This window comes from Nonomuraea polychroma (assembly GCF_004011505.1).
In the GTDB taxonomy this organism is placed as follows: domain Bacteria; phylum Actinomycetota; class Actinomycetes; order Streptosporangiales; family Streptosporangiaceae; genus Nonomuraea; species Nonomuraea polychroma.
Window position 1 is genome coordinate 1,421,699 of record NZ_SAUN01000001.1, and the last position, 23,599, is coordinate 1,445,297.

Consider the following 23,599-nt stretch of genomic DNA (forward strand, 5'->3'; position numbering starts at 1 on the left):
ATGCCGATCAATCGCGGCGCAGGCACATGGCATCACGGGCCGGTCTAGGAGTGCCGCTCCACTGAGGCGGGCCCCCGCTGACGCGGATCAGGCTTGTCTCGCTGCGCCGTCCCCGGGCGACCGGCGCTCGCGTGCCACGGCGGGCACGTGATCTCGACTCCCATTCTGACACTTTACGATCCTGAGCAGTCATCCGTGAACACCTCGTCACGCTGAGCTGACGTGTGGCGCCCCTGGGGTGACTGCTCGGAATCAGCGCCGCAGGTCGCGGCAGGCGAGCGCCAGCCACACGTACGGCAGCGGCAACATCGCCAGCCAGAACCGGTGAGCCTCGTCCCAGAACCCGAAGCCGCAGGTGGGCGGCCACAGCCAGACCTGGTCCGGCAGCAGGAGCGTCGCGAGAACCAGCCCCAGCTGAACCACCACCCCCGCCATGGCCGCCTGCCGGCCAGGCGCGTAGCGGACCGCGGTCGCGGCGGCGGCCAGCCCGATCCCGAGGCATACCCCCATCTCCACCAGCAGGTCACCGACCGGGAAGAGGCTGCCTGCGGGGAGCCGGAACAGGGCGTAGAGGAACGCGGCCGACCACACGGCGACCGCCACCCCTCCTGCCAGCGCGCACCGCAGCGCCTGCCGTACCCACCTCGGTACGGCCGCCGGACCGAGGTCCGCCGACATGGCGTCGACCAGCGCGAAGGCGGCGGCCGAGCCGAGCAGGGTGCCGGCGATCCGCATCAGCACCAACGCGTCGCCCCCCGCCAGCGGCTCCCCGGCCCGCACCAGCGCCAGCAGGGCCGCGACGAACGCCGTGACCACAGCGATCGGTGCCCAATCGATGGCCTTGATCAGGGGCCGGACCAGCAGGAGGACCGGCCGCCAGCGGGCCGGGACGACGGCAGGCACGTGACCTGGCACAACGTCGTTCCTGGCGGTGGGCGACATCAGAGACATGGCGTGGCTCCCCTCGGCGCGTCGAACCTCCGCTCCAGGCCGAGCAGCGGCAGGGCCTGGTCGATGGTCGTGGTGGATCTCATGAGCGTGTCCCAGTTGGCGTGCACCCTCTCGCGGGCACCGGGAGTGGCCAGGAGCAGCTTGGCGTAGCCGACCTCAGCGGCGCCCCAGTCGCTCCCGAACTTGAGGCCGGACGCGTAGTCGGAGGCGAAATAGCGGGACGGCTCAGGCGGGGACGCCTGGCCGGCGATCCAGAGCGCCACGACCGTACGAGCTTGTCCGCGCACGTCGCACCCCTTGTCGGGGGCCGCCGCCCACGCCTTTCTGGCCGAATCGTGCAGCCCGGTCGCCCACAGGGCCACGTCCAATGCCACGAGGGTGCGCTGGTCCGGACGGCCCCACGTCATCGGCGTCCGGACCAGGGGAGTGTCGAGGTCATGGCCGAAGTACCACATCTGCGAGGTCTGCTGGACCCGAGGCACGCGAGCGCGCACAGCGGCGGGCAGCGCGGCCACCGGTGGCAGCACGACCTCTTCCCACAACGGGATCCACGGCTCATAGCCCACATACGCGCAGTACGTGACGCCCTGCCGCTCCGAGCACCGATGCGCGTCCTGGCCGAAGTAGCGCTCGCGGACCCGCGGATCCACGTCGTCCAGGGACAGTTCGCCGGGTTCTGGCCGCACGACCGGCGGTTCGGCCGCCGCGATGGCCCCCGTGGGCACCGCGACACCCAGCGCCGCCACCACGGTCAGGGCGGGCGCGAGGCGTGCCCGATGCCGCAGGAGCGCGATCCCGCCGAACAGCACCGCGAGCGCCACCACGTAGACCACGTGCACTCCGGACGGGCGGTCGGGCCAGTCCGGGCGGTACTCCTGCATGACCGGCAGCAGCCACCCCGCGGCGCCGTTCTGGGCGTTCGTGAAGATGAAGTAGCCGAGCACGGCCACCACCATCGGCCCGGCGATCAGCCACCGCGCCCACCGCCCGACGGCCACCCCGAGCGTCGCGGCGAACACCGCGGCCGCGACAGCCGTCAACGGCTCCCACAGATCCAGCCGCCCCGCCGCCGGCCCGCTCAGCGACCGGATCCCGAGGTAGCCGAACACGGCCACCGCCGCGGCCAGCCCCGCGACGGGCGGCGCGGCCAGCAGGATCGCCCGTGTCCGGTGTTCGGCCCGCCCAGGCAGGCCTGCCAGGCTCTCCGGCATGCCGTGCCGCCCGTCCCGTGAGGCGGCCAGGCTTGCCACGATCAGCACCGCCGCCGCCAGGCACGTGGACAGCCCGGTCACATAGACCGGATCGACGCCCAGGTGGGGCTGATCGCCCCGGCTCAGGTACGTCTGCAGCGCCAGCACCAGCGCGGTGGCGCCCCACACCAGCGGGTGCCGCAGCAACCGGCGCGCCTCGAACAGGAACAGCTGCCGCGTCACGCCGCCTCCTCCTCGCCGAGCAGCATGAGATAGCCGTCCTCGACCCCCGGCGCCGCCACGTCCCCCGACGGTGGCCGGTCGCCCAGCGTGCGATAGCGCCCGTCGGCGGTCCGCCAGAACACCCTGGAGGCCGCCGGCGCCTCGTCCGACAGCCACACCCGCCCGGCCGCGACCCCCGCCAGCTCGCCGGGCGTCCCGTCGAAGACGGGCCGCCCGTCCCGCATGACGATCACCCGCTCGCACAGCGCTGCGACGTCCTCGGTCTGGTGCGTGGAGAGCACGACGGTACGGCTCTCGCCCAGCCGCGACACCAGCGCCCGGAACATCATCCGCTGCTCCGGATCCAACCCCACGGTCGGCTCGTCGAGGATCAGCAGATCGGGCTCGCCCAGCAGCGCCTGTGCCAGCGCCAGCCGCTGCCGCATGCCGCCCGACAGCTTCCGTACCTTCGTCTTCGCCTGCCCGGTCAGGTCCACCTCGGCCAGCACCCGGCGCACCTCGGCGTGCCGCCGCTCACGATCGGTCATCTCCTTCAGGATCGCGACGTAGTCGACGAGGTCGAACGCGGTGAAATGGGGATAGAAGCCCGGATCCTGCGGCAGGTAGCCCAGCCTCCGCCGCAAGGAGGTCCGCTGGACGGGGTCCGCCGGGTCCAGCCCGAACGCGTCGATCGAGCCTCCGGACGGGGCCAGCGTGGTGGCCAGGCAACGTAGCAAGGTGGTCTTGCCGGCGCCGTTCGGGCCGAGCAGGCCGGTCACGCCGGCGCCGAGGGTCAGGTCGAGGCCGTCGAGCGCTCGCCTGCCGCCATATGCCTTGGTCAAGCCCTTGATCTGAATCATGCGATGCTCACTCTGTAGACGCGGAAGGACATCAACAAGGCGATCGAGCCGTACACGATCTGCGCGACCGGCCCGAACACCGCCAGCCAGCTCCCGGAGGCCAGGCCGCCCGTACCGACGATGGCCAGCCACAACCCGCCCACGGCGAGTGCGGCGATCGGCACGGGCAGCCGGCTCGACAACGCCAGGCATCCTGACGACGTGGCCAGCGAGGGCAGCAGCCAGGCGGCGCTCAGGCCGGGCGGCGCGGGCAGCAGCGGTGAGGCGATCGCGGCCAGAAACGTCGCCACCGCCAGCACGGTGGTGGCCCTGGTCAGCAGGAGCCGCGGTCCGGCGAGCGGAGTGGCGGCCATCAGTTCGTGCGCCCGGTCCACGTGCGGACCGTACGCCAGCGCGATCCCGGTCAGCGGCAGTACCGGCGCCGCGACGAGGAACGCGGTCACCACGTCGGTCTCTTGCCGCGCCGCCAGCACCGCGAACCCCAACGCGGCCGCCACCGCCACCACCCATGCCCGGCTCATCGTCGACGTGGCGGACAGCAGCCTCGCCAGGTGGCCGGGTACGCCGCCGTACCGCAGCACACGTTCGCCCATGCTCGGCCGCGGCCTGATCAGCTCGGTCTCGAGCCGCGCCCAGGACGCCTCCAGCCAGTCCCGCTCATACGGCACCGCAGCCCGGCACTCCGCGCACCGCCCGAGATGGGCATCCACGGACATGGCGAGAGCGGCTTCGAGCGTGCCCGCCAGGTAGCGTTCACGCAGGTCATCGGAGATGTGCCAGCCAGTCATGACAGGTCCTCGCGCAACCGGCCCCTGGCCCGCATCGCGCGGGTCTTGACCGTGCCTTCAGGGATGCCGAGGAGGCGTGCGGCCTCCTTGGTGGTGAGACCGTCCAGCACGGTCGCCTCGATCACCGCGCGCAGCTCCGGGGAGAGCCTGGTCAGGGCGGCGCCCAGGTCACCGTGCTCGACGCCGAGCAGCACGACGTCCTCGGCGGACGCCGTCGGGGCCCTCGACACGTCGTCGGGTTCGACACCGGTGCCGATCCAGCGGGACCCACGTCCGCGCAGCGCCGAGATGAGCCGGCGGATGGCGATCGTCCACAGCCAGCCCGCCGGATCGTCCCCCTCGAACCGCCCCGCCGACCGCCACACCGCTAGGAACGTTTCCTGCAGCGCGTCATCCACGACGTCCGGGTCAGCGCAGCGGCGAGCCAGCCTGGCCCGCAGCCACGGTGCGTGGCGTCGGTGGAGGACGCGCAGTGCGGCGCTGCTCCGGGCCGCCACGGCGACGACGAGCTCCACGTCGGAGGCGTTGTCGGCGCTGACGTCGAAGGTGCTGTCCCTGCGCGGGTCGGGAGGAGGCTCGCGCCGCCCGAAGCTGAACGGTCTCACACCTCATCTATCGCACGGCGCGAACGCTCCGGTTCTCAAAGGGACCTGCCATCTCCACGATCACCCGGAGCGCCCACATCGGGAGCCATCGACGGTTTCGCGGTCAGCGTGTCCAAACGTCAGACCACCGACGCCGGCTGTCGCTGGGGCCGGGAGCCGGCCGATCTGGTGGGGAACCGCGAATTCGTCATCGACACCTCGCGGCGGTCAGGGCCATGAGCCGAGCCGGATCGCAGGCAGCGTGTCTAGCCTTTGTGGCGTTTGTGGCCTTTGCCGTTGTTGCCTTTGCCCTTCGAGGGATGGCTGCCTTTCTGGTCGTGGCCGTACGCGCCGGTGATCACGGGTCGCTCCGTCTTGGCGGGCGGCGGATCATCACCGGCCGGGGCGGCAACGCGCCGCTCTTTCGGTATCCGCTGAACCAGCCGGACCGCCTCGGCGTGATGAACCTGCTGCGGTGGTTCGACCGCCTGTTGCGCCGGACCACGAGCCCGTACGGCAGGCTCATCCAGCATGACGGCGGCCGCGAAAGACGCTGCGAGCGTCAGGACCGCGGCCGCCAGATGCCTGACGTGGCGCCGCGCGGGCCCGCGCCCGATGGTGTCCGTGGGAGCCGTCTGGACGAGCGGGTCCTGGGAGAGCAGCGCCTGCAGCATCCCCCGCGCTCGGGCGACGCCCGGCCGTTTGGCGGGGTCCTTGTGGAGCAACGCGGAGATCGTCGTGGCGAGCGCTCCGGCGCGTCCGAAGGGTTGCGGCGCGTCGTGGACGACGGCGACCAGTGTGGCCATGGCGGTGTCGCGGGCGAACGGCGGGTGGCCTTCGACGGCGGTGTACAGGGTCGCGCCCAGCGACCACAAGTCTGAGGCGGGGCCGGCGGCCGAGCCGGTGGCCCGCTCCGGAGCGATATAGGCGGGGGTGCCGAGCACCACGTCGGGCCGCGTGAGCGGGTCATCGTCGTCCGAGACGGCCGCGATACCGAAATCGGTCAGCACCGCGCCCCCGCCCTCCGGCAGGAGGATGTTGTCCGGCTTGATGTCGCGATGCACGACCCCCGCGGCGTGTGCGGCCTCCAGCGCGGCCAGCAGGTCCAGCCCCACCCGCGCCGCCGCCGACGGTGCGAGCGGACCTTTGCCGGCGATCACCTGGCCGAGGGACGGAGCCGGGACCAGCTGCAACACGATCCAGAGCCGCCCGTCTTCCTCGACGACGTCATAGACGTCGGCGATGTTGGGGTGATTCAGCCGTGCGGCGACGCGTGCCTCGCGAAGGCTCCGCTGTATCAGCCGTTCGTTCTCCGGCCGATCGATGCCGCCGGCGATCGCCTTGATCGCGACCTCCCGGTCGAGCAGTTCGTCGTGGCCGCGCCACACCGTGCCCATCCCGCCGTGGCCCAGCTCCGCGATCAGCCGGTAACGTCCCATCAGTACCTCGGACATAGCCGTGCGCTACCCATGGTCCGTGTCCGCATTCCGAGGGAAGGGGCGGCCAGGCACGGCCGCCCTCCCCGTAGGTCGTCACACCTGGCCTACGAGCCGGTGCGGCAGACAGCGATCTCGGTCAGCGTCGAGTTCCGCAAGGCGGCCCAGGACCTCGAACGACTCGGACACCAGCGGATCACGCGCCCCATGCTCCCTTCGCCTCCTCCGACACCGAGCCCGACCTCACCGCGGTGCGGAACGCCGTGCAACTCGACGAGGCACCCGAGGAGGACTGACCCTCTCCCGGTGACATCGAGCCCGGTATATCGCCGGTATGTTTGCCGGCTCTGGCGGGCGTCTGTGGGGTGAATTCTGCTGCCGCTCGGCACCGCACCAACACCGAGGCTCGCCACCCACCAGTCCCGACCGGCGGCGGCCACCCGAGCCCGGCCGGCGGTAACTGAGATCCAAGGCCGCGGTTTGACCTGCATGGACGCAGTTTGGAGAGGAGTGGTCGCCGCGCAGGGCGTGCCGGCGCCATGCGGCCGGAGCGGCGCCTGGGCTGCCGGGAAGACGATGGAGGATCTTTGGGAGCGCTCCCAACCGGCGTCCTAACAGAAGCGAAGATGGCTCTGAAAAGGTTGACCCGCCCGCTGACGCGAGCCTAGCGTTTTGGTTCGGGGGCAATCCATGATCTTGGAATCGGGCGCGTGATCCGCGCCTAGGTGTTGAACTCCTTCGCGGGCGATGAGCGCCGTTCGAGGCGCAAGGTCCCTTCTCTCGCCTGGCGACGGGCGTCCTTTCTGCGCTGTGAGGAGAACGTGTTATGGCGATGCTCGGCGTGCTCGAAACCGAGGTCATGCGGTTGTGGTCCGAGATTCTCGGTGTCGAGGTCACCTCCGCGGACCAGGACTTCTTCGAGCTGGGAGGCCAATCACTGGCGATGGTCCAGTTCCTGGCGATGGTGGAGAGCGAGTTCCGGATCGAGTTACCGGTGGAGGTGCTCTTCGTCGAGGGACTGACCGTCGCCCAGGCGGCGCGAGCGATCGAGGAGGAGTCCCGGACCCTGGTCGCGACCGGGGAGTCCTCATGACGACCGTCATCATGGTCACCCACGGCACGCACGGCGATGTCCTGCCGTTCGTGGGCCTGGGACGGATCCTGCGGGAGCGCGGGCACCGGGTGGAGATCCTCACGCACGCCCCCTTCGAGGCGGTGGCCCGGCGCGAAGGCCTGGAGTTCACGCCCATCGACACCGAGCGCGACTACGAGCGGTACCTGGCGGACACGCCGATGCTGCTCGGCGCCGGGATGGACCGCTGGCGGCGCTTCTACGACGCCATCGGGCTGTTCGACCAGATCGGGGTCGAATGCGAGGTGCTCAAGGCCCGTCACGTGCCCGGGGAGACGGTGTTCGTGGGGCGCCACACCACGGCGATCTCGACGCTCTTCGCCGGCGAGGCGCTGGAGGTGCCGACCGCATGGGTCGCCGTGACGCCGGTCCAGTACATGTCCGAACGTCCTGCCGTGCACATGTACCGGGAGACCATGAGCGACCGGCTCGACGCCGTGCGCGCGGTGCTCGGGCTGGCGCCGGTCGGCGACTGGGCCTCCTGGTTCACCTCGGCCCGGCTCCACCTGGGGTTATGGCCGGAGTGGTTCGACCGGGCCGGGGTCGCCGCGCCGTCGCGGGTGCGCCTGACCGGGGCGCCGTACGGCGACGACGCCTTCCTGGACCCGGTCCCGCCGGAGGTCGAGCGCCTGCTCGACCGCGGCGCCGTGATCGTGACGGGCGGGACGGGCCGCATGATCCACGAGCGGTTCTACGCGGCCGCCGTGGCGGCGTGCGCGGCAGCGGAGGTGCCCGCTCTGGTCGTGGCCAGGCACCGGGACCTGGTGCCCGACCGCCTGCCCGCGGGCGTCTCCTGGTTCCCGCACCTGCCCTTCCACCAGGTCATGGCACGCGCCCGGGCGGTGCTGCACCACGGAGGCATCGGCACCGTCGTCAGGGCCGTGGCCGCCGGCGTCCCGCAGGTGCTGCTGGCGCACGGCTTCGATCGTTGCGACAACGGCATGCGCCTGGCCAGGCTCGGGCTCGGGTCCTGGCTGCCCGAGCGGCGGTGGACCTCGGAGGAGATCGTTCCACTGCTGCGTGCCGCTCTGGCCGCCGACGGCTACCGCGAACGGGTGGCCGGGTACGCGCAGGCCGCGCAGCCGGGGCTGCCGGCGGCCGCCCAGGCCATCGAAGATCTGCTGAGCGCCTGACTCGGCCGGAATGTCACCGGAGTAGACTGTGCCCAGATTGGGAGCGCTCCCAAATGTTGTCGAATCCTTCCAGCGCCAGGCGGCGAGCACGCCGGACCGGATCGCGCTCGTCGCCGGCGACGAGCGCCTGACCTACGCCGCGCTGGAGGCGGCCGTGGACCGGCTGGCCGTCCGGCTCGCCGCGGCCGGAGCGGGGCCCGGCACTCTCGTGGGCATCTGCGCGGGCAAGTCGGCGGCCTGCGTGACGGCGATGCTCGCCGTCTTGAGGACCGGCGCGGCGTACCTGCCGCTAGATCCCGCGCACCCGGCGGCCCGCATCGAGCTCGTGCTGGCCGACTCGGGCGCCCAGCTGCAGGTGACCGCGGGCGAGCCGGTCAGCACCGCGGTGCCGGCCCTGCGGCTGGACGGCGAGGCACCGGCGCTGCGGCTGGACGGCGAGGCACCGGCGCTGCGGCTCCCCGCCGGTGCCGGGCACGAGAAACCGCCTCCTGCCGCCCAGTTCCCCACCGTGCCTCAGGACCCCGCGTCCCCGGCGTACGTGATCTACACCTCGGGCTCGACCGGCCGCCCCAAGGGGGTGATGGTGTCGCACCGGGCGCTGACCAACCTCCTCGCCGGCATGCGCGAACTGGTGGCGTCGACGGCCGACGACGTCTGGCTCTCGGCCGCCTCCCTCACCTTCGACATGTCCGTGCCGGAGCTCTACCTGCCGCTCGTGACCGGCGGGCGGCTGGTGCTCATCGAGCCCAAGGCGGCGATCCTCGGCAAACGGCTCGCCGCGCTGATCGAGCGCGAGGGCGTGACCCACATGCAGGCCACCCCGTCGGGCTGGCGGGTCCTGCTGTACGCCGGGTTCCGCAACCCGCGGCTGACCGCGCTGATCGGCGGCGAGGCGCTGCCCGCGGCCCTGGCCAGAGACCTGCGTGCCCGCGTGAGCCGGCTCGTCAACATGTACGGCCCGACCGAGGCGGCCGTCTGGGCCACCTCGTGGGAGGTGCCACAGGAGCCGGAGACGGTCTCGATCGGCGACCCGCTGCCCGGCGCCACGGTCCACGTCGTGGACGACCGGCTGAACCAGGTCGGCCAGGGCGAGCTCGCCATCGGCGGCGTGGGCGTGGCCGACGGCTACCTCGGCCGGCCTGCCCTGACCGCCCAACGTTTCGTCCCCGACCCGTACGGCGAGCCCGGCAGCAGGTTGTACCTGACCGGCGACATCGTGCGGCGTACGGACGGTGGCCTGGAGTACCTGCACCGAGCCGACACCCAGGTGAAGGTGCGCGGCTACCGGGTGGAGCTCGGAGAGGTGGAGGCCGCCATGGAAGAGCTGCCCGGCGTGCGTCAGGCCGTGGCGGCCGTGTCCGGCGACGCGTTGGTGGCGTTCGTCGTCGGTGACTGTCCCGGCCTGCGTACCCGGCTGGCCGCGATCCTGCCGGCGTACATGGTGCCGACCCGGGTGATCCGCCTGGACTCCCTGCCACTCACCCCCAACGGAAAGATCGATCGGCGTGTTCTCGAGGAGATGGTGTGAGCGACGTGTTGGTGGTTGTCAACCACGAAGAGCAGTACTCCGTCTGGCCTGCGGACCGGGAATTGCCTCCCGGCTGGCGGGCCACCGGCTTCGCCGGCACCCGTGAGGAATGCCTGGCGCACATCGAGACCGTGTGGACCGACATGCGTCCCCTGAGCGTACGCGGCGGGGGGTGAAGGGGCGTGGACTCCACCGCGGTCATCGTGGGAGCGGGCTTGGCCGGCCCCCTGCTGGCGAGCCTGCTCGCGCGGCGCGGATACCAGGTCGACCTGGTCGAGCGCCGCCCCGACCCCCGCTCGGCCCGCCACGACGGCGGCCGGTCCATCAACCTGGGCATGTCGGCCCGGGCGATCACGGCCCTGCGCGAGGTGGGCCTGTGGCAGGAGGCCCAGCGGCTGTCCGTGCCCATGCGCGGCCGCATGGTGCACACCGCCGGCCGGCGGCCCGCATTCTATCCCTACGGCAAGGACCCGTCGCAGATCCTGCACTCGATCAGGCGGGACGCGCTGGTCTGCCTGCTGGTCGAGCACGCGGAGAAGCAGCCCGGCGTGCGGCTGCGCTTCGAGACCCGGTGCGTGGCCGTCGGCAGGGACGGCGGCACCGTCACCCTGGAGGACGGCACGGAGCTCGCCGCCGGCTTCGTGGTCGGCGCCGACGGCGCCTCCTCGCTCGTCAGGACCGAGATGCAGCGTGGCCTGCCGGCCGACTTCAGCCGCGAGTACCTCGAGTGGGGCTACAAGGAGGTCACCATCCGTGCCAGGCCCGGCGGCGGGCCCGCGGTACCGCTGGAGGCCCTGCACATCTGGCCGGGTGAGCGCGGTCTCGGGGTGGCCCACCCCAACATCGACAACAGCCTGACCTGCACGCTCTTCCTGCCGCGCGACGAGACGCCGGACCCGGTGTCCGAAGCCTTCCCCCACCTCGCGGAGCTGGTGCCGGACCTCGACGAGCAGGCGTCCACCGCGCCGATGGGGCATCTCACGACCGTACGCACCGCGCCGTGGCACCACCGGGACACGATGGTCCTCGTCGGCGACGCGGCCCACGCCGTCTACCCCTTCTACGGCCAGGGCATGAACGCCTCGTTCGAGGACTGCCTGGTCCTCGACCGCATGCTGGCCCAGCACCCGCGCGACCGGCAGGCCGCCTTCACGGCCTACGAGCACTCCCGCAAGCCGCACACCGACGTCCTGGCCGAGCTGTCGGCGCAGAACTTCCTGGAGCTGCGCGACGGCATGCGCTCGCCGCTGCGCCTGGCCAGGAAGCGCCTCGACCTGCTGCTGCACAAGGCGTTCCCCGGCACCTGGGTGCCGCTGTACACGCTCGTCTCGCACACCACCGTGCCCTACGGCGAGGCGCTGCGCCGCGCTCGGCGTCAGGACCGGGTGGCCGCCGCGCTGGCCGCGACCGGGGCAGGCCTGGCCGTCGCCGGCCTGCTCGCCGTGCTCGGGCGGCGCTCCGAGAGGACCCCTCGATGATCAGACATCCGTACGACGACTCCCTCGTCCTGTTCGATCCGGCCGACGTGGAGGCGGACCTCGCCCCCCACCCTCTGATCGGCGAACACCAGGCCGACCTGCGGGCCGTCGTCGCGTGGGCGCGTGCCTACCTGTGCCGGCCGCACGCGGAGCTGGGCCGGCGCGGGCCGGTGTGCCCGTACACGCAGGCGTCCCTTGACCGCGGGACCTTCCTGCTGGCCGTCCAGCCGGGCCACGGCCACACCGTCGCGTCCCTGAGCACCCTGCTGGCGCCCTACCGCGACTGGTTCCTCGACCTCGCCCCCCGGGGCGGGCCCGCCGCGCAGTCGACGACCATCCTGGTCCTGCTGCCCGGCATGCGGGACGCGCGGCAGGTGATCGACGCCGCGCAGCGCGAGCTCAAGGACGCCTACGTGGTCCACGGCCTGATGATCGGAGAGTTCCACGACGGGCCACCCGACAAGAGCGGATTGTGGAACCCCGACTTCCGCCCGCTGCACAGCCCGGTGCCGATGCTGGTGATCAGGCACATGGTGCCGACCGACCTGCCGTTCCTCGTCTCCGACGAGATGCACCTGGCCGCCTACCGTGACCTGTTCGGCGAGCAGGTGCCCGGGCACCTGAGAGACCTGGTGACCAAGCCATGACGGCCACGAGCTTCCCCCTGACGCCCGCCCAGGAACGGCTGTGGTTCCTGCACCAGGCCGGGCAGGACCCATCCGGTTACCAGGTCAGGGCCGGGGACCGGTTACGCGGGCCCCTCGACCCCGGCCGGCTGCGCCTGGCACTGAACCGCCTGGCCGCCAGGCACGAGGCGCTGCGCACGAGGCTGGCGGACGCCGGGGACGGGCGCCCGGTCCAGATCGTGAGCGACGAGGTCGACGTGGACCTGGAGCTGGTGGAGGTTCCCGACGAGGCCACGGCGCATGACGTGTGCGACACGTTCGTGGCCCGGCCGTTCGAGTTCGGCCGGGCGCCGCTCATGCGGGCGCTGCTCGTCCGGCTGGCGCCGGACGACCACGTGTTCGTGTTGTGCCTGCACCATGCGATCTGCGACGGGCGCTCGTTGCAGATCCTCCTCACCGAGCTGTACGGCATGCTGGCCGGGACCTTCGAGCCCGCCGCGCCTGCCGTTCCGTTCTCCGGCTACGTCACCTGGCTCGGCCGGGAGAACCGGGACCGTGCCCGGCGGAGCCCGGCCGCCCGCGACTACTGGCGTTCCCGGCTGGCCGGCGCGCCCTCCCTGCTGGGCCTGCCGACCGACCGGCCCCGCCCTGCCGTACCGAGTGGGCGCGGCGCGCAACATCGCTGGGTCCTGCCCGCCCACCTGCACACCGGCCTGGTGGAGGGCGCGCGCAGGACCAGGACGACGGTGTTCGCCATGGTGCTGACCGCCCTGGGCGTCACGCTGGGCAGGTGCGCCGACCAGGACGTCGTCGTCGTCGGATGCCCGATGGACGGTCGCACGGCGCCGGAGTTCGGGCAGACGGTCGGCATGTTCGCCAACACCGTCGCGCTGCGGCTGGATCTCGGCGGCGACCCCACCGTGGCGGACCTCCTCCGGCAGAGCAGGCGGACCGTGGCCGAGGCCCTCGCGTACGGCGGCACGCCGTTCGACGAGGTCGTGGAGCTGGCCGGAGGCCGCCGCGACCTCAGCCACAACCCGCTCTTCCAGGTCATGCTCGTCATGGACCACCTGGACGGCCGCCCGCGGACGGCCGGTGACCTGGTGCTCGAACATTGGGAGCTGCCCGCCCCGGAGGCCCGCTTCGACCTCACCCTGTACGTCACCGTGGGCGACGACGTCGAACTGTACCTCGATTACGCGGCCGACCTGTTCGACGCGGAGACCGTGGCGACCCTGGCGGGTCATCTGACCACGGCCATCGAGGCCCTCACCGGCGACCCGGACCTGCCGGTGAGCCGGATCTCCTTCGACGCCGGGGCGGGCCGTGCCGCACCGCCCGCGCCGCCGCCGTCCGGGGTCTGGGAGAGTGTGGCGGACCTGATCGTGCGGCAGGCCGAGCAGGCCCCGGACCGGCCCGCCGTCCTGGCCCCGGGGGAGTCGCTCCCGTACGGCGAGCTGGTGTCCCGGGCGCTGGAGCTGGCGGCGAGGCTGCAGCCGCTCGCCGAGTCCGGCGACGGGCGTGCGGTGGTCGGGGTGTCGCTCCCGGCCGGGCCGGACGGGATCGCCGCCGTCATCGGCATTCTGCTCGCCGGGGCCGCGTACCTGCCGCTCGACCCCGGCCATCCGCCCGCCCGGGCGGCGCTTCTGCTGCGTCAGGCGCAGGCGGTCGCGGTGGTCGCGCCGCCCGGCAGGCTGGCCGAGCTGGACACGTTCGCGGGGGCCAAGGTGCCGGTGTCCGGCGGGGACGTGGCGGGGGCGAGGGCGCCGGTGTCCGGTGGCCGGCGGGTGCGCCCCGGCGACCCGGCGTACGTGATCTTCACGTCCGGGTCGACGGGCACGCCCAAGGGCGTGCAGGTGCCGCACGGCGCCGTCGCGGAGTTCACCCGCTCGTTCGTCGACGTGCACGGCTTCGGGCCCGAGCACCGGGTGCTCATGTTGCCGCCCCTCACCTTCGACGCCTCCGTCGGCGACCTGTTCCCCGTGCTCGCCTCCGGCGGCACCCTGGTCATCCATCCCGAGCCGGCTCGGCTGGACGGCGCGGAGCTCGTACGGTTCTGTGCCGAGCACGGCGTCACCGCCGTCGACGCGCCGGTGGCGTTGTGGCGGCGCTGGGTCGCCGACCTGGCCGAGACAGGCGTCCCCGAGAGCTGGCCGGTCGAGATCATGATGGTCGGCGGCGAGGAGGTGCCGGTCGAGGATGTGCGCGCCTGGCAGCGGCTGACCCGCGGCAGGTGCGCCCTGTTCAACCACTACGGACCCACCGAGGCCACCGTCTGCGCCACCGTGCACCGGATCGGCGGCACGGACCGGCTCGGCGACCAGGGCCGGGTGCCGATCGGCACGCCGCTGCCACACGTGCGCGCCCGCGTCCTGGACCGGTCGGGACGCGTGGTGCCGACCGGCGGCGTGGGCGAGCTGCATCTGGGCGGGGCCGGCCTGGCAGATGGGTACGTACGCGAGCCGGCCCTGACCGCGGCGGCCTTCGTGCCCGACCCGGAAGGGCCCGACGGGGCGCGCCTGTACCGGACGGGCGACCTGGCGCGGGTACGGCCGGGCGGCGCGATCGAGTTCCTGGGCCGGCGCGACCGCCAGGTGAAGATCCGGGGCCACCGGATCGAACCGGCCGAGGTAGAGCACGCCATCAGGGCGCACCCGGCCGTCACCGACAGCGCCGTCGTCGTCTCCGGAGACCGCCTCATCGCCTACGCGGCGACCGGCGCGGCGGAGCTGACGCCGGGCACGTTACGTACGTTCCTGCGCGAACGGCTGCCCGGATACCTGGTGCCGGCCGCGTTCATGATGGTCGCCGCCATCCCGCGCACCACGCACGGGAAGGTGGACCAGGCGGCGCTGCCGCCCCTGCCGGGCCCGGCGGGCGAGGCGCCCGCGACCAGCACGGAATCGGCGCTGGCCGCGGTGTGGCAGCGGGTCCTCGGCGTGCACGACGTGCGCAGGTCGGACAACTTCTTCGAGGTGGGCGGGCACTCGCTGCTGGCCGGGCGGGTGGTGGCGGAGATCAAGCGGGAGCTCGGCATGGACGTGTCCCTGCGCGCGGTGCTGGAGACGGCCGACCTGGCCGAGCTCGCCGCCGCCGTGGAGGGCGGAGCCGAGCAGGAGCACCTCGACCTGGAACCGCTCGCCGTCCTGCCGCCCGACCTCGCCGTCCGGCCGAGGACCCTACCCCCGGTACGGCGCAGCCCGGCGATCCTGCTGACCGGGGCCACCGGCTTCCTCGGCGCCCACCTCATCGGCGAGCTCCTGGCCCGCACCGACGCCGAGATCGTCTGCCTGGTCAGGGCCGCCGACGAGCACCAGGCCCGGCAGCGGGTGCTGGACAACCTGCGGGACTACGGGCTGGACGCGCCGCCGGGCAGGCTGCGCGGGCTGCCCGGCGATCTGGGCTCGGCCCGGTTCGGCCTGGACCAGGAGCGGTTCGCCGAACTGGCCGGCGCGGTGGAGGTGATCTGCCACAACGGCGGGCAGGTGAACTTCCACGAGAGCTTCCACCGCATGAGCCCGGTCAACGTCGGCGGCACGGTCGAGGCCCTGCGGCTGGCCGGACTCGGCGGCGCCCGCCTGCACTTCGTCTCCACCCTCGGCGTCTTCCTGGGCGGAGCCCACCGGGACCGGGTGGTGGCCGAGACGACCGCCCCGGACGATCCGGCCGGTCTGGAGACGGGCTACGACCAGAGCAAGTGGGTGGCCGACCGGCTGGTGCGCCGGGCGCGGGACGCGGGCCTGCCGGTCATGGTGCACCGGCCGGCGCGGGTCAGCGGGCACAGCGAGACCGGCCAGGGCAACGCGGGCGACTACTTCAGCCGCCTGCTGGCCACGTGCGTCCGCCTCGGCATGGTGCCCGACCTGCCGATCGAGGAGGACATGGCACCCGTGGACTACGTCGCGGCGGGCATCGCCCACCTGATCACCGATCCCGCGGCGGCCGGCGACTTCCACTACTTCAACGGCGCGACGATCTCCTACCGGGAGATGGCCGAGGCGCTCGACGCCACGTGCGTGCCGTGGGACACGTGGCGGACGCAGGCCCGCGACCTGGGCCCGGACAGCCCGATGGCGCCGTTCGCGCCGGTGCTGTCCGCGGCGGACCCGCAGTTCCGGCGGCCCGCCTTCGACTGCGGTCACACCGAGCGGGTCCTCGCCCGCGCCGGGATCGTGTGCCCGCCCGCTGACGGCGCGCTCATCCGGCGCTACGCCGGCCGCCTGGCCGAAGTGGTGCACGCATGAACGCGGACGGCGCGCTCGTCCAGCGCCAGGAGGTGGCGGACGCATGAACATCGTCAGGTTCGCGCTCATCTGGACGGCGTCGCTGCTGTCGTCCGTCGGCTCCAGCCTCACCACCTTCGTGCTCGGCGTGTGGGTGTACCAGAGCACCGGGTCGCCGACGGGGTTCGCGCTCGTCGTGCTCAGCGGCATGCTCCCGGGCATCCTCATCGGCCCGTTCGCCGGGGTGATCGTCGACCGGTTCGACCGGCGCCACGTGATGATCGTCACCGACTGCCTGGCCGCCCTGTCGACGGCCGCCCTCGCCGCACTGATCTGGACGCAGGCGCTGGCCGTGTGGCACGTCGCCCTGGCCGGCGCCGTCAGCGGCGCGTGCGGCGCCTTCCACCTGACCGCCTACCAGGCCATGACGCCGCTGCTGATCCCCGAACGGCACCTGGGCCGCGCCAACGGGCTCATGCACCTGTCCGCCGGCATCCAGATCGCCGCGCCCGTCCTCGGGGCCACGCTCCTGGCCACGGTCGGGATGACCGGGGTGGTGGTGCTCGACCTGGCCACTTTCGGCGTCGCCATGTCGGCCCTGCTGCTGATCCGGCTGCCCGCCGCCGTGCTGCGGCCGGGCGCCGCCACAGAGCGGCCTGCCGTACTGCAGGATCTCGGGTCGGGCCTGCGCCACCTGCGCGCCCGGGCCGGGCTGCCGGCGCTGGTGGCCGCGCTGACCGGATTCAACTTCACCTTCGCCGTCGCCGGGGTGCTGGTGCAGCCGCTGATCCTGTCCTTCGCCGACCCCGGGGTGCTGGGGGTGCTGATGTTCGCCGGAGGCGCGGGCATGCTCGCCGGCGGCCTCGTCATGGGCGCCTGGGGCGGGCCGCGCCGGAAGATCACCGGGATGACGGCGTTCATGGCGCTCGGCGGGGTCTTCCTCGTGCTGCACACGTTGAGTCCCTCGCCGCTGCTGGTTGGGCTGGCCGCCGCCGGGTTCCTGTTCACGCTGCCCGTGGTGAACGGCTGCGCGCACGCCGTGCTGCAGAGCCGCATCGATCCGGCCGTGCTGGGACGGGCCATGGGCACCGTGCACACCCTCGGATCGGCCGCCGTCCCTGTCGGTTACCTGCTCGCCGCGCCCGTGGCCGAGCACCTGCTGAACCCGGCGTTGGTGCCCGGCGGGGCGCTTGCCGACAGCGTGGGTCTGCTCGTCGGCGTCGGCGAAGGACGTGGGATCGCCTTCGTCCTGCTTCTCGACGGGCTGCTCCTGCTGGCCATGGCCGCCGTCCTGGCCACGCTGCCCGCCCTGCGCCGCCTGGAGCACCGGCCGGTCCCGGTCCCCGTCGCCTGAAGAGTCGCCTGAGAAGTCACCGGAAGAGCCGCCTGAGAAGTCACCGGAAGAGCCACCTGAGAGGAACCCCATGCCAGTCGACCTGTCACCCCACGAGGTGGCCGCCTTCCGCCGGGGCGAGGCCCCGGCGCCGATGCTGGACCTGATCGGCCTCATGGCCTGCCACGCCATCCGGGCCGCGCGCACGCTGGGGCTGTTCGACGCGCTCGCCGCCGGACCGTTGACGACCGACGAGCTCGCCGCGGCGGTCGGCGCCGCCCCCGACGGGCTGGAGCAGCTGCTCGGACTGCTGCGTGCCACGGGATACGTGGAACGCCACGACGGCCGGCACGCCAACACGCCCGCGACGGCGGCCTGGCTCTGCTCGACCTCACCCGTCGACTACGGGCGGATCCTCGGCCTGTGGCAGGCCATCGTGGAGGAGCAGTGGGACGGGCTCGCGGCCGCGGTGCGCTCCGGGACGCCGGCGGGCGGCTTCTACACCTGGCTCGCCGCCCGCCCGGACCTCTCCTCGGCCTTCCACGACCTGCAACGCGGCCTCGCCGAGTGGCTGGCGGAGGAGGTCGTCTCGCGGGTGCCGCTGCCGGAGGGCAGCAAGAGCCTGCTCGACCTGGGCGGCGATCACGGGGTGTACGCCGAGGCGTTCTGCCGGGCGTACCCCGGGCTGTCAGGCACGATCGTCGACGGCGCCGTCACCGAGCGCTCCGCCGGACCGCTGACCTGGCGGACGGCCGACCTGCTCACCGCCGACCTGCCGGGCGAGCAGGACGTGACCGTGCTCTTCAACGTGCTGCACGGGTTCGGCGCGCCCGACGCCGCCGCGCTGGTCGCCAAGGCGGCGGGCACGCTACGGGCAGGCGGCCTGCTGGTCGTCCTGGAGAGCCTGCCCTGCGGCACCACCGCCGACCTCGCCTTCGGCGCGGGATTCTCGCTCAACCTGTGGCACACGCAAGGAGGCGCCCTGTACCCGGCGGAGACGATCCGGGGATGGCTGGAGGCGGCGGGATGCACCGCCGGTCCCTGGCAGGAGCTCACCCGCTCGCCGGCGCACGCCCTCGTGACGGCCACCAAGCCGGCCGATCATGGCTGATCAGGCGGCCCGTCAGCACTCGATGACGTTGACGGCGAGGCCGCCGCGCGAGGTCTCCTTGTACTTGTCCAGCATGTCCCGGCCGGTGTCGCGCATCGTCTTGATGGCCTTGTCCAGAGAGACGAAGTGGCGGCCGTCGCCGCGCAGCGCGATCCTGGCCGCGGTGATGGCCTTGATGGAGGCGACCGCGTTGCGTTCGATGCACGGGATCTGCACCAGGCCGCCGATCGGGTCGCAGGTCAGGCCCAGGTTGTGTTCGATGCCGATCTCGGCGGCGTTCTCAACCTGCTCGGGCGTGCCGCCGAGCACCTCGGTGAGCCCGGCGGCGGCCATGGCGCAGGCCGAGCCGACCTCGCCCTGGCAGCCCACCTCCGCACCGGAGATCGACGCGTTCTCCTTGATCAGCACGCCGATCGCCGCCGCCGTCAGCAGGAAGCGGACCACGCCCTCGTCGTCGGCCCGCGGCACGAAGCGCGTGTAGTAGGTCAGCACGGCGGGGATGATGCCGGCCGCGCCGTTCGTCGGGGCGGTCACGATACGGCCCCCCGCCGCGTTCTCCTCGTTGACCGCCAGCGCGAACAGCGACACCCAGTCCATGGCCTGCAGCGGGTCCTTCTCCGGCGATTCGCTGCGCAGGCGCCGGTGCAGCGCGTGGGCGCGGCGCTTGACGCGCAGCCCGCCGGGCAGCACGCCCTCCCGCGAGATCCCGCGGTGCACGCACTCGGACATGACCCGCCACAGGTCCAGGATCCCCGCGCGGATCTCCGCCTCGGTGCGGCCGAAGGCCCGCTCGTTCTCCAGCATCAGCCCAGAGATCGACAGGCCCGTGGTCCCGCAGTGCTTGAGCAGGTCCTCGCCGGTGGTGAAGGGGTAGGGGAGCAGGGTGTCGTCCGGCTTGATGCGGTCGGCGCCGGTGGCCTGCTCGTCCACGACGAAGCCGCCGCCGACCGAGAAGTAGACCTTCTCCCGCAGTGTGCCGCCGTCCGCGGTGTAGGCGGTGAAGCGCATGCCGTTCGGGTGCTCGGGGAGCGAGATCTTGCGTTCGAAGATCAGGTCCTCGCCGACGACGAAGGGGATCTCGTGAGTGCCGTACAGCTTGACCGTGCCCGACGCGCGCATCGCGGCCAGGCGCTCGTCGATCGAGTCCACGTCCACGAGTTCGGGCTTCTCGCCCGACAGGCCCAGCAGGACGGCCTTGTCGCTGCCGTGGCCCTTGCCGGTGAGGCCGAGTGAGCCGTACAGGATGGCCTCGACGCGCGCCACGCGCGGCAGGAGGCCGTCCTCGTGCAGGCCTCGGGCGAACTTGTGCGCGGCCGCCATCGGGCCGCCCGTGTGGGAGCTGGACGGGCCGATGCCTATCTTGAACAGGTCGAAGACGCCGATGCTCATGTCACATATTCCGTCGCCGCGTCCAGCAGCCACTCGGCCAGGTAGGCCGCGAACGACGAGCGCACCAGCACCAGGAAACCCTCCTGCTGGGACAGCAGCACGACCTGGGCCCGCGCCAGCATGGTCTGCGCGCACGAGCCCGGGCCGAACACCGAAGGATGCAGGTCGAGGGCGCAGCCGTGGGCCAGCACATCCCGGGCCCGAGGCCCGCCCACCAGCAGAGTGGTGCGCTGCGCCGACACGTCCACCACGGACCCGTGCCGGTCGCCGAGGGCTTCGCGCAACGGCTCGGCCGCGTACCCCTCAGGGCCGATCACCAGCCACTCGTCGGGCCCCAGCCAGGCCACCGTCACCTCGCCCGACCGCACGGCGGTGCCCGGCGAGACGGGCAGCGCCACGCCGAGCACCGCCCCGAGGTCCGCCGCGGCCGGGCTCGCCGGGTCCACGCGCACGTTGACCTGCCGGAGAAAGGGGATCTCCGCCAGCGTCAGCGCCTCGCTCTTCGAAGCGGTCGCGAACCGGTCGGCGAAGGCCGCGGCCGGACTCCTGCGCTCAGCCATCGCGGCGTGCTCCTTCCGGGTCGTACAGGATGTGAGAGGTCACGGTGACGGGCACGAGATCGTCGCCGACCGGCGCGTAGAGCCGCTCGCCGACGCGGTCGCGCCCCCCGCTGACCAGCGCCAGCGCGAAGGTACGCCCCAGCGCCGCGCTGCGGTAGCTCGAGGTCACGTGCCCGAGCATCGGCACGGGCGGCTCCGGCAGGCTCGAGAACTCCACCAGGTGCGTCCCCTCGGGCAGCAGCACCCCTGGGTCCTCCGGCAGCAGCCCGACGAGCTGCTTGCGGTCCACGCGGGTCGTGTCGGCCCGGGCGAACGAGCGCTTGCCGATGAAGTCGGCCTTCTTCTTCGACACCACCCACGACATGCCCAGGTCCTGCGGCGTGACCGTGCCGTCGGTGTCCTGCCCGACGATCGGGTAGCCCTTCTCTGCCCGCAGCACGTGCATGGTCTCGGTCCCGTACGGCGTCACGACCCCGGTGTCCATGATCGCCTCCCACAGGGCGAGGCCCTCCCACGAGGTCACGTTGATCTCGTAGGCCAGCTCGCCCGAGAAGCTGATCCGGCACACCCGCGCGGGAATCCCCGCCACCTCCGCCTCCCGCCAGGTCATGAACGGGAAGTCGGCCGCGCCGACGGCCAGTCCGGGGGCGAGTCCGTTCAGCACCTCGCGCGACCCGGGGCCGACGAGCGCCACCGTGGCCCACTGCTCGGTGACCGACGTCAGGTGCACGCGCAGCCACGGCCACTCGGTCTGCAGCCACTCCTCCATCCAGTCGAGGACGGCCGCCGCGTTGCCGGTGGTGGTCGTGACGAGGAAGTGGTCCTCGGCGAGCCTGATGACGGTGCCGTCGTCGAAGACCATGCCGTCGGCCCGGCACATCACGCCGTACCTGATGGCGCCGACGGCCAGCGTGCTCATCATGTTCGTGTACAGCCGGTCGAGGAACTCCGCCGCGTCGGGCCCGATCACGTCGATCTTGCCGAGCGTGGAGGCGTCCATCGCCGCCACGCCCTCCCGCGCCGCCCGGCACTCGCGCAGAACCGCGGCCTCCATGTCCTCGCCGGGGCGCGGGTAGTACCACGGCCGCTTCCATTGCCCGACGTTCTCGAACAGCGCGCCGTGCGCGGCGTGCCACTCGTGCAGCGCCGTGACCCGGACGGGATCGTGCAGCAGGCCGCGGTCGCGCCCGGCCAGCGCCGCGAAGCTCACCGGCGTGTACGGAGCGCGGAACGTCGTGCTGCCGAGATCGCCCACCGGGACGCCCAGGACGTGGGCCATGACAGCCGTGGTCAGTAGGCCGGACGTCTTGCCCTGGTCGTGGGCGGTGCCCGCGGTGGTGTAGCGCTTGACGTGCTCGACGGAGCGCAGCCCGGCACCGGTCGCCCGCACGACGTCCGCCACGGTCACGTCCCGCTGCAGGTCGACGAAGTGCGTGCCGTAGTCCGCCGCGGGAACCAGCCAGTACGGCACGCCCTGAGGCACGACCTCGACGCCGGCAGGGACATCGCCGCCCGCCGCGGCGCCGTCCTCCAGGCATCCGGCCGGCGTGAACACGCCTCTCGCCGCTCCCGCGACCGCGACCGCCTGCCGCGACGCTCCGGGCACCAGCGTGCCCAGCGCCTCGTCGTACCGCAGCGTTCCGCCCGACTGGCTGAACAGGTGCACGACCGGATTCCAGCCTCCCGAGACCAGCAGCAGGTCGGCGTCGAACGACCGCTCGCCTTCGGCGACGGCCCCGCCCTCCTGGCGCGGTCCCACCAGGACCGAGGAGACCTGGCGGTCCCCGGCGGCTGCCGTCACCACGTGCCCGGTCAGCACCTCGATGCCGGCCGCGCGGGCCCGGTCGGCGCACGCGCCGGGCGCGGGCCGCACGTCGACGATGGCGGCCACCTCCACTCCTGCGCCGGCCAGCTCGAGGGCGGCGGCGTAGGCGCTGTCGCCGGAGGTGAACACCACCGCGCGGCGGCCGGGGAGCACGCCGTACCGATTGACGTAGGTCCGCGCGGCGCCGGCCAGCATCACACCCGGCAGGTCGTTGCCCGCGAACGCGACAGGCCGCTCGTGCGCGCCGGTGGCCAGCACGACGCGCTTCGCCCTGATGCGCCAGATACGCTCCCTGGCCACGTGCGCGGGCGCCGCGCCGCCGAGGTGGTTGGTACGCCGTTCGACGGCGACGAGGTGGTTGTCGTCGTAGTAGCCGAAGACCGTGGTGCGCGGCAACATCGTGACCTCGGGCAGGCCCGCCAGCTCGGCCGTCACCGCCGCCGCCCATTCGGCGCCCGGCAGGCCCGCCACCTGCTCGGCGGTGCCGAGCAGGCTGCCGCCGGGCTCGGGCTGCTCGTCGGCGAGGATCACGCGGGCGCCCGCGCGTGCCGCGGCCCTGGCCGCCGCCAGCCCGGCGGGGCCCGCGCCCACCACGAGCACGTCGCAGTGGGCGTGGGTGGCGTCGTAGCGGGCGGGGTCGGGCTCGGTGGCCAGGCGGCCCTGGCCGGGCAGCCCGCGCGCGACCAGGCCGTCGTACAACTCGACGGTGGTCGCGGTCAGCATGGGCTCGGGGAACGGCTCCTCGATCTGCACCAGCGCGCTGGGCTCCTCGCTGCCCGCGGCGAAGACACCGCGCGGGCGGCCGAGCTTGACGCTCGTCGCGACCTGGCGCACGCCGTTGGCCAGCAGCGCCGAGGCGAGCGTGTCGCCGGGGTGTCCCGTGTAGTCGCGGCCGTCGAAGCGGAAACGCAGCGTGCGGCCGCGGTCGATCCGGCCCCCGCTCGCGCGCCTCACGGCGTCACCGGCCGCGGCTCGCCCACCCGGTAGACGGCGTGGATCTCGTTCGTGGCGGTGTCGCGCACGGCGTTGAACCAGCGGCGGCAGCCCGCCGAGTGGCTCCACCGCTCGGCGAAGGACCCCTTGGGGTTGTCGCGGAAGAACAGGTAGCGGGCCCACTCCTCGTCGGAGAGCGCACCCGGGTCGGCCGGGTAGGCGACGTGGGCCTGGCCGCCGTAGTGGAACTCGGCCTCGTCGCGAGGGCCGCACCAGGGACAGGGGATCAGCAGCATC

At 72.9% G+C, this 23,599-nt stretch carries 19 protein-coding genes; 9 read left to right on the forward strand and 10 right to left on the reverse strand.

Annotated features, from left to right (window positions below; all coding sequences use genetic code 11):
• Positions 1 to 252: 252 nt before the first annotated feature.
• From EDD27_RS06245 to EDD27_RS06270, 6 genes are all read right to left on the reverse strand, one after another.
• Entirely contained in the window at positions 253 to 951 is a 699-nt protein-coding gene (locus EDD27_RS06245) for a hypothetical protein (protein ID WP_127931501.1), read from the reverse strand.
• A complete protein-coding gene (locus EDD27_RS06250) occupies positions 942 to 2,384 on the reverse strand; it encodes a hypothetical protein (protein WP_127931502.1) in 1,443 nt (480 codons plus the stop codon). The genes EDD27_RS06245 and EDD27_RS06250 overlap by 10 nt, the downstream gene beginning before the upstream one ends.
• On the reverse strand, positions 2,381 to 3,223 hold the full coding sequence (locus EDD27_RS06255; protein WP_127931503.1) for an ABC transporter ATP-binding protein: 843 nt from the start codon (positions 3,221 to 3,223) through the stop codon (positions 2,381 to 2,383). The genes EDD27_RS06250 and EDD27_RS06255 overlap by 4 nt, the downstream gene beginning before the upstream one ends.
• Positions 3,220 to 4,011, reverse strand: a complete 792-nt coding sequence (locus tag EDD27_RS06260) for a cupin domain-containing protein (RefSeq protein WP_127931504.1) — start codon at positions 4,009 to 4,011, stop codon at positions 3,220 to 3,222. The genes EDD27_RS06255 and EDD27_RS06260 overlap by 4 nt, the downstream gene beginning before the upstream one ends.
• Complete coding sequence (locus EDD27_RS06265) at positions 4,008 to 4,616, reverse strand: RNA polymerase sigma factor (RefSeq protein ID WP_127931505.1); 609 nt, start codon at positions 4,614 to 4,616, stop codon at positions 4,008 to 4,010. The genes EDD27_RS06260 and EDD27_RS06265 overlap by 4 nt, the downstream gene beginning before the upstream one ends.
• 245 nt (positions 4,617 to 4,861) lie before the next feature.
• Positions 4,862 to 6,049, reverse strand: a complete 1,188-nt coding sequence (locus EDD27_RS06270; protein WP_127931506.1) for a serine/threonine-protein kinase — start codon at positions 6,047 to 6,049, stop codon at positions 4,862 to 4,864.
• Between the two features lie 808 nt (positions 6,050 to 6,857).
• Between EDD27_RS06270 and EDD27_RS06275 the strand changes: the two genes are divergently transcribed.
• The 9 genes from EDD27_RS06275 to EDD27_RS06315 all read left to right on the forward strand — a co-directional run bounded on the left by EDD27_RS06275 (position 6,858) and on the right by EDD27_RS06315 (position 18,595).
• Positions 6,858 to 7,124 (forward strand): phosphopantetheine-binding protein, encoded by a 267-nt coding sequence (locus tag EDD27_RS06275; protein WP_127931507.1) that lies wholly within the window; start codon positions 6,858 to 6,860, stop codon positions 7,122 to 7,124.
• Positions 7,121 to 8,296 carry a glycosyltransferase gene (locus EDD27_RS06280; RefSeq protein WP_127931508.1) on the forward strand — a complete coding sequence of 392 codons (1,176 nt, stop codon included), beginning with the start codon at positions 7,121 to 7,123 and terminating at the stop codon, positions 8,294 to 8,296. The genes EDD27_RS06275 and EDD27_RS06280 overlap by 4 nt, the downstream gene beginning before the upstream one ends.
• Positions 8,297 to 8,324: 28 nt before the next feature.
• The gene (locus EDD27_RS06285) at positions 8,325 to 9,824 is read left to right on the forward strand and encodes an amino acid adenylation domain-containing protein (RefSeq protein ID WP_127931509.1); all 1,500 of its coding nucleotides are present in this window, start codon (positions 8,325 to 8,327) and stop codon (positions 9,822 to 9,824) included.
• Positions 9,821 to 10,000 (forward strand): MbtH family protein, encoded by a 180-nt coding sequence (locus tag EDD27_RS06290; protein WP_127931510.1) that lies wholly within the window; start codon positions 9,821 to 9,823, stop codon positions 9,998 to 10,000. The genes EDD27_RS06285 and EDD27_RS06290 overlap by 4 nt, the downstream gene beginning before the upstream one ends.
• Before the next feature lie 6 nt (positions 10,001 to 10,006).
• The gene (locus EDD27_RS06295; RefSeq protein WP_127931511.1) at positions 10,007 to 11,302 is read left to right on the forward strand and encodes an FAD-dependent oxidoreductase; all 1,296 of its coding nucleotides are present in this window, start codon (positions 10,007 to 10,009) and stop codon (positions 11,300 to 11,302) included.
• Positions 11,299 to 11,949: a DUF6875 domain-containing protein gene (locus EDD27_RS06300; RefSeq protein WP_127931512.1), complete on the forward strand. Its 651-nt coding sequence runs from the start codon at positions 11,299 to 11,301 to the stop codon at positions 11,947 to 11,949. Before EDD27_RS06295 ends, EDD27_RS06300 begins: the two co-directional genes overlap by 4 nt.
• Positions 11,946 to 16,172 carry a non-ribosomal peptide synthetase gene (locus tag EDD27_RS06305; RefSeq protein WP_127931513.1) on the forward strand — a complete coding sequence of 1,409 codons (4,227 nt, stop codon included), beginning with the start codon at positions 11,946 to 11,948 and terminating at the stop codon, positions 16,170 to 16,172. The genes EDD27_RS06300 and EDD27_RS06305 overlap by 4 nt, the downstream gene beginning before the upstream one ends.
• 43 nt (positions 16,173 to 16,215) lie before the next feature.
• Complete coding sequence (locus EDD27_RS06310; RefSeq protein ID WP_206641276.1) at positions 16,216 to 17,505, forward strand: MFS transporter; 1,290 nt, start codon at positions 16,216 to 16,218, stop codon at positions 17,503 to 17,505.
• A 70-nt stretch (positions 17,506 to 17,575) separates the two neighbouring features.
• Positions 17,576 to 18,595 (forward strand): methyltransferase family protein, encoded by a 1,020-nt coding sequence (locus EDD27_RS06315; protein WP_206641277.1) that lies wholly within the window; start codon positions 17,576 to 17,578, stop codon positions 18,593 to 18,595.
• 12 nt (positions 18,596 to 18,607) lie between these two features.
• Here EDD27_RS06315 and EDD27_RS06320 read toward each other — a convergent pair whose 3' ends face one another.
• From EDD27_RS06320 to EDD27_RS55355, 4 genes are read right to left on the reverse strand one after another with little or no spacing between them, the layout of a single operon-like run.
• Entirely contained in the window at positions 18,608 to 19,984 is a 1,377-nt protein-coding gene (locus tag EDD27_RS06320; protein WP_127931514.1) for an L-serine ammonia-lyase, read from the reverse strand.
• On the reverse strand, positions 19,981 to 20,544 hold the full coding sequence (locus tag EDD27_RS06325) for a sarcosine oxidase subunit gamma (RefSeq protein ID WP_127931515.1): 564 nt from the start codon (positions 20,542 to 20,544) through the stop codon (positions 19,981 to 19,983). The genes EDD27_RS06320 and EDD27_RS06325 overlap by 4 nt, the downstream gene beginning before the upstream one ends.
• Positions 20,537 to 23,323, reverse strand: coding sequence for a 2Fe-2S iron-sulfur cluster-binding protein (locus tag EDD27_RS06330; RefSeq protein ID WP_241563893.1), 2,787 nt, complete (start codon positions 23,321 to 23,323; stop codon positions 20,537 to 20,539). The genes EDD27_RS06325 and EDD27_RS06330 overlap by 8 nt, the downstream gene beginning before the upstream one ends.
• Entirely contained in the window at positions 23,320 to 23,598 is a 279-nt protein-coding gene (locus tag EDD27_RS55355) for a sarcosine oxidase subunit delta (protein ID WP_206641278.1), read from the reverse strand. The genes EDD27_RS06330 and EDD27_RS55355 overlap by 4 nt, the downstream gene beginning before the upstream one ends.
• Position 23,599 lies beyond the last annotated feature (1 nt).

What these genes read in the sequence shown, in the direction of transcription:
- EDD27_RS06320 (WP_127931514.1), bottom strand. Translation starts at nt 19,984, where the DNA reads ATGAGCATCGGCGTCTTCGACCTGTTCAAGATAGGCATCGGCCCGTCC.
- EDD27_RS06275 (WP_127931507.1), top strand. Translation starts at nt 6,858, where the DNA reads ATGGCGATGCTCGGCGTGCTCGAAACCGAGGTCATGCGGTTGTGGTCC.
- EDD27_RS06325 (WP_127931515.1), bottom strand. Translation starts at nt 20,544, where the DNA reads ATGGCTGAGCGCAGGAGTCCGGCCGCGGCCTTCGCCGACCGGTTCGCG.
- EDD27_RS06315 (WP_206641277.1), top strand. Translation starts at nt 17,576, where the DNA reads ATGCCAGTCGACCTGTCACCCCACGAGGTGGCCGCCTTCCGCCGGGGC.
- EDD27_RS06280 (WP_127931508.1), top strand. Translation starts at nt 7,121, where the DNA reads ATGACGACCGTCATCATGGTCACCCACGGCACGCACGGCGATGTCCTG.
- EDD27_RS06270 (WP_127931506.1), bottom strand. Translation starts at nt 6,049, where the DNA reads ATGTCCGAGGTACTGATGGGACGTTACCGGCTGATCGCGGAGCTGGGC.
- EDD27_RS06300 (WP_127931512.1), top strand. Translation starts at nt 11,299, where the DNA reads ATGATCAGACATCCGTACGACGACTCCCTCGTCCTGTTCGATCCGGCC.
- EDD27_RS55355 (WP_206641278.1), bottom strand. Translation starts at nt 23,598, where the DNA reads ATGCTGCTGATCCCCTGTCCCTGGTGCGGCCCTCGCGACGAGGCCGAG.
- EDD27_RS06245 (WP_127931501.1), bottom strand. Translation starts at nt 951, where the DNA reads ATGTCTCTGATGTCGCCCACCGCCAGGAACGACGTTGTGCCAGGTCAC.
- EDD27_RS06305 (WP_127931513.1), top strand. Translation starts at nt 11,946, where the DNA reads ATGACGGCCACGAGCTTCCCCCTGACGCCCGCCCAGGAACGGCTGTGG.
- EDD27_RS06260 (WP_127931504.1), bottom strand. Translation starts at nt 4,011, where the DNA reads ATGACTGGCTGGCACATCTCCGATGACCTGCGTGAACGCTACCTGGCG.
- EDD27_RS06310 (WP_206641276.1), top strand. Translation starts at nt 16,216, where the DNA reads ATGAACATCGTCAGGTTCGCGCTCATCTGGACGGCGTCGCTGCTGTCG.
- EDD27_RS06255 (WP_127931503.1), bottom strand. Translation starts at nt 3,223, where the DNA reads ATGATTCAGATCAAGGGCTTGACCAAGGCATATGGCGGCAGGCGAGCG.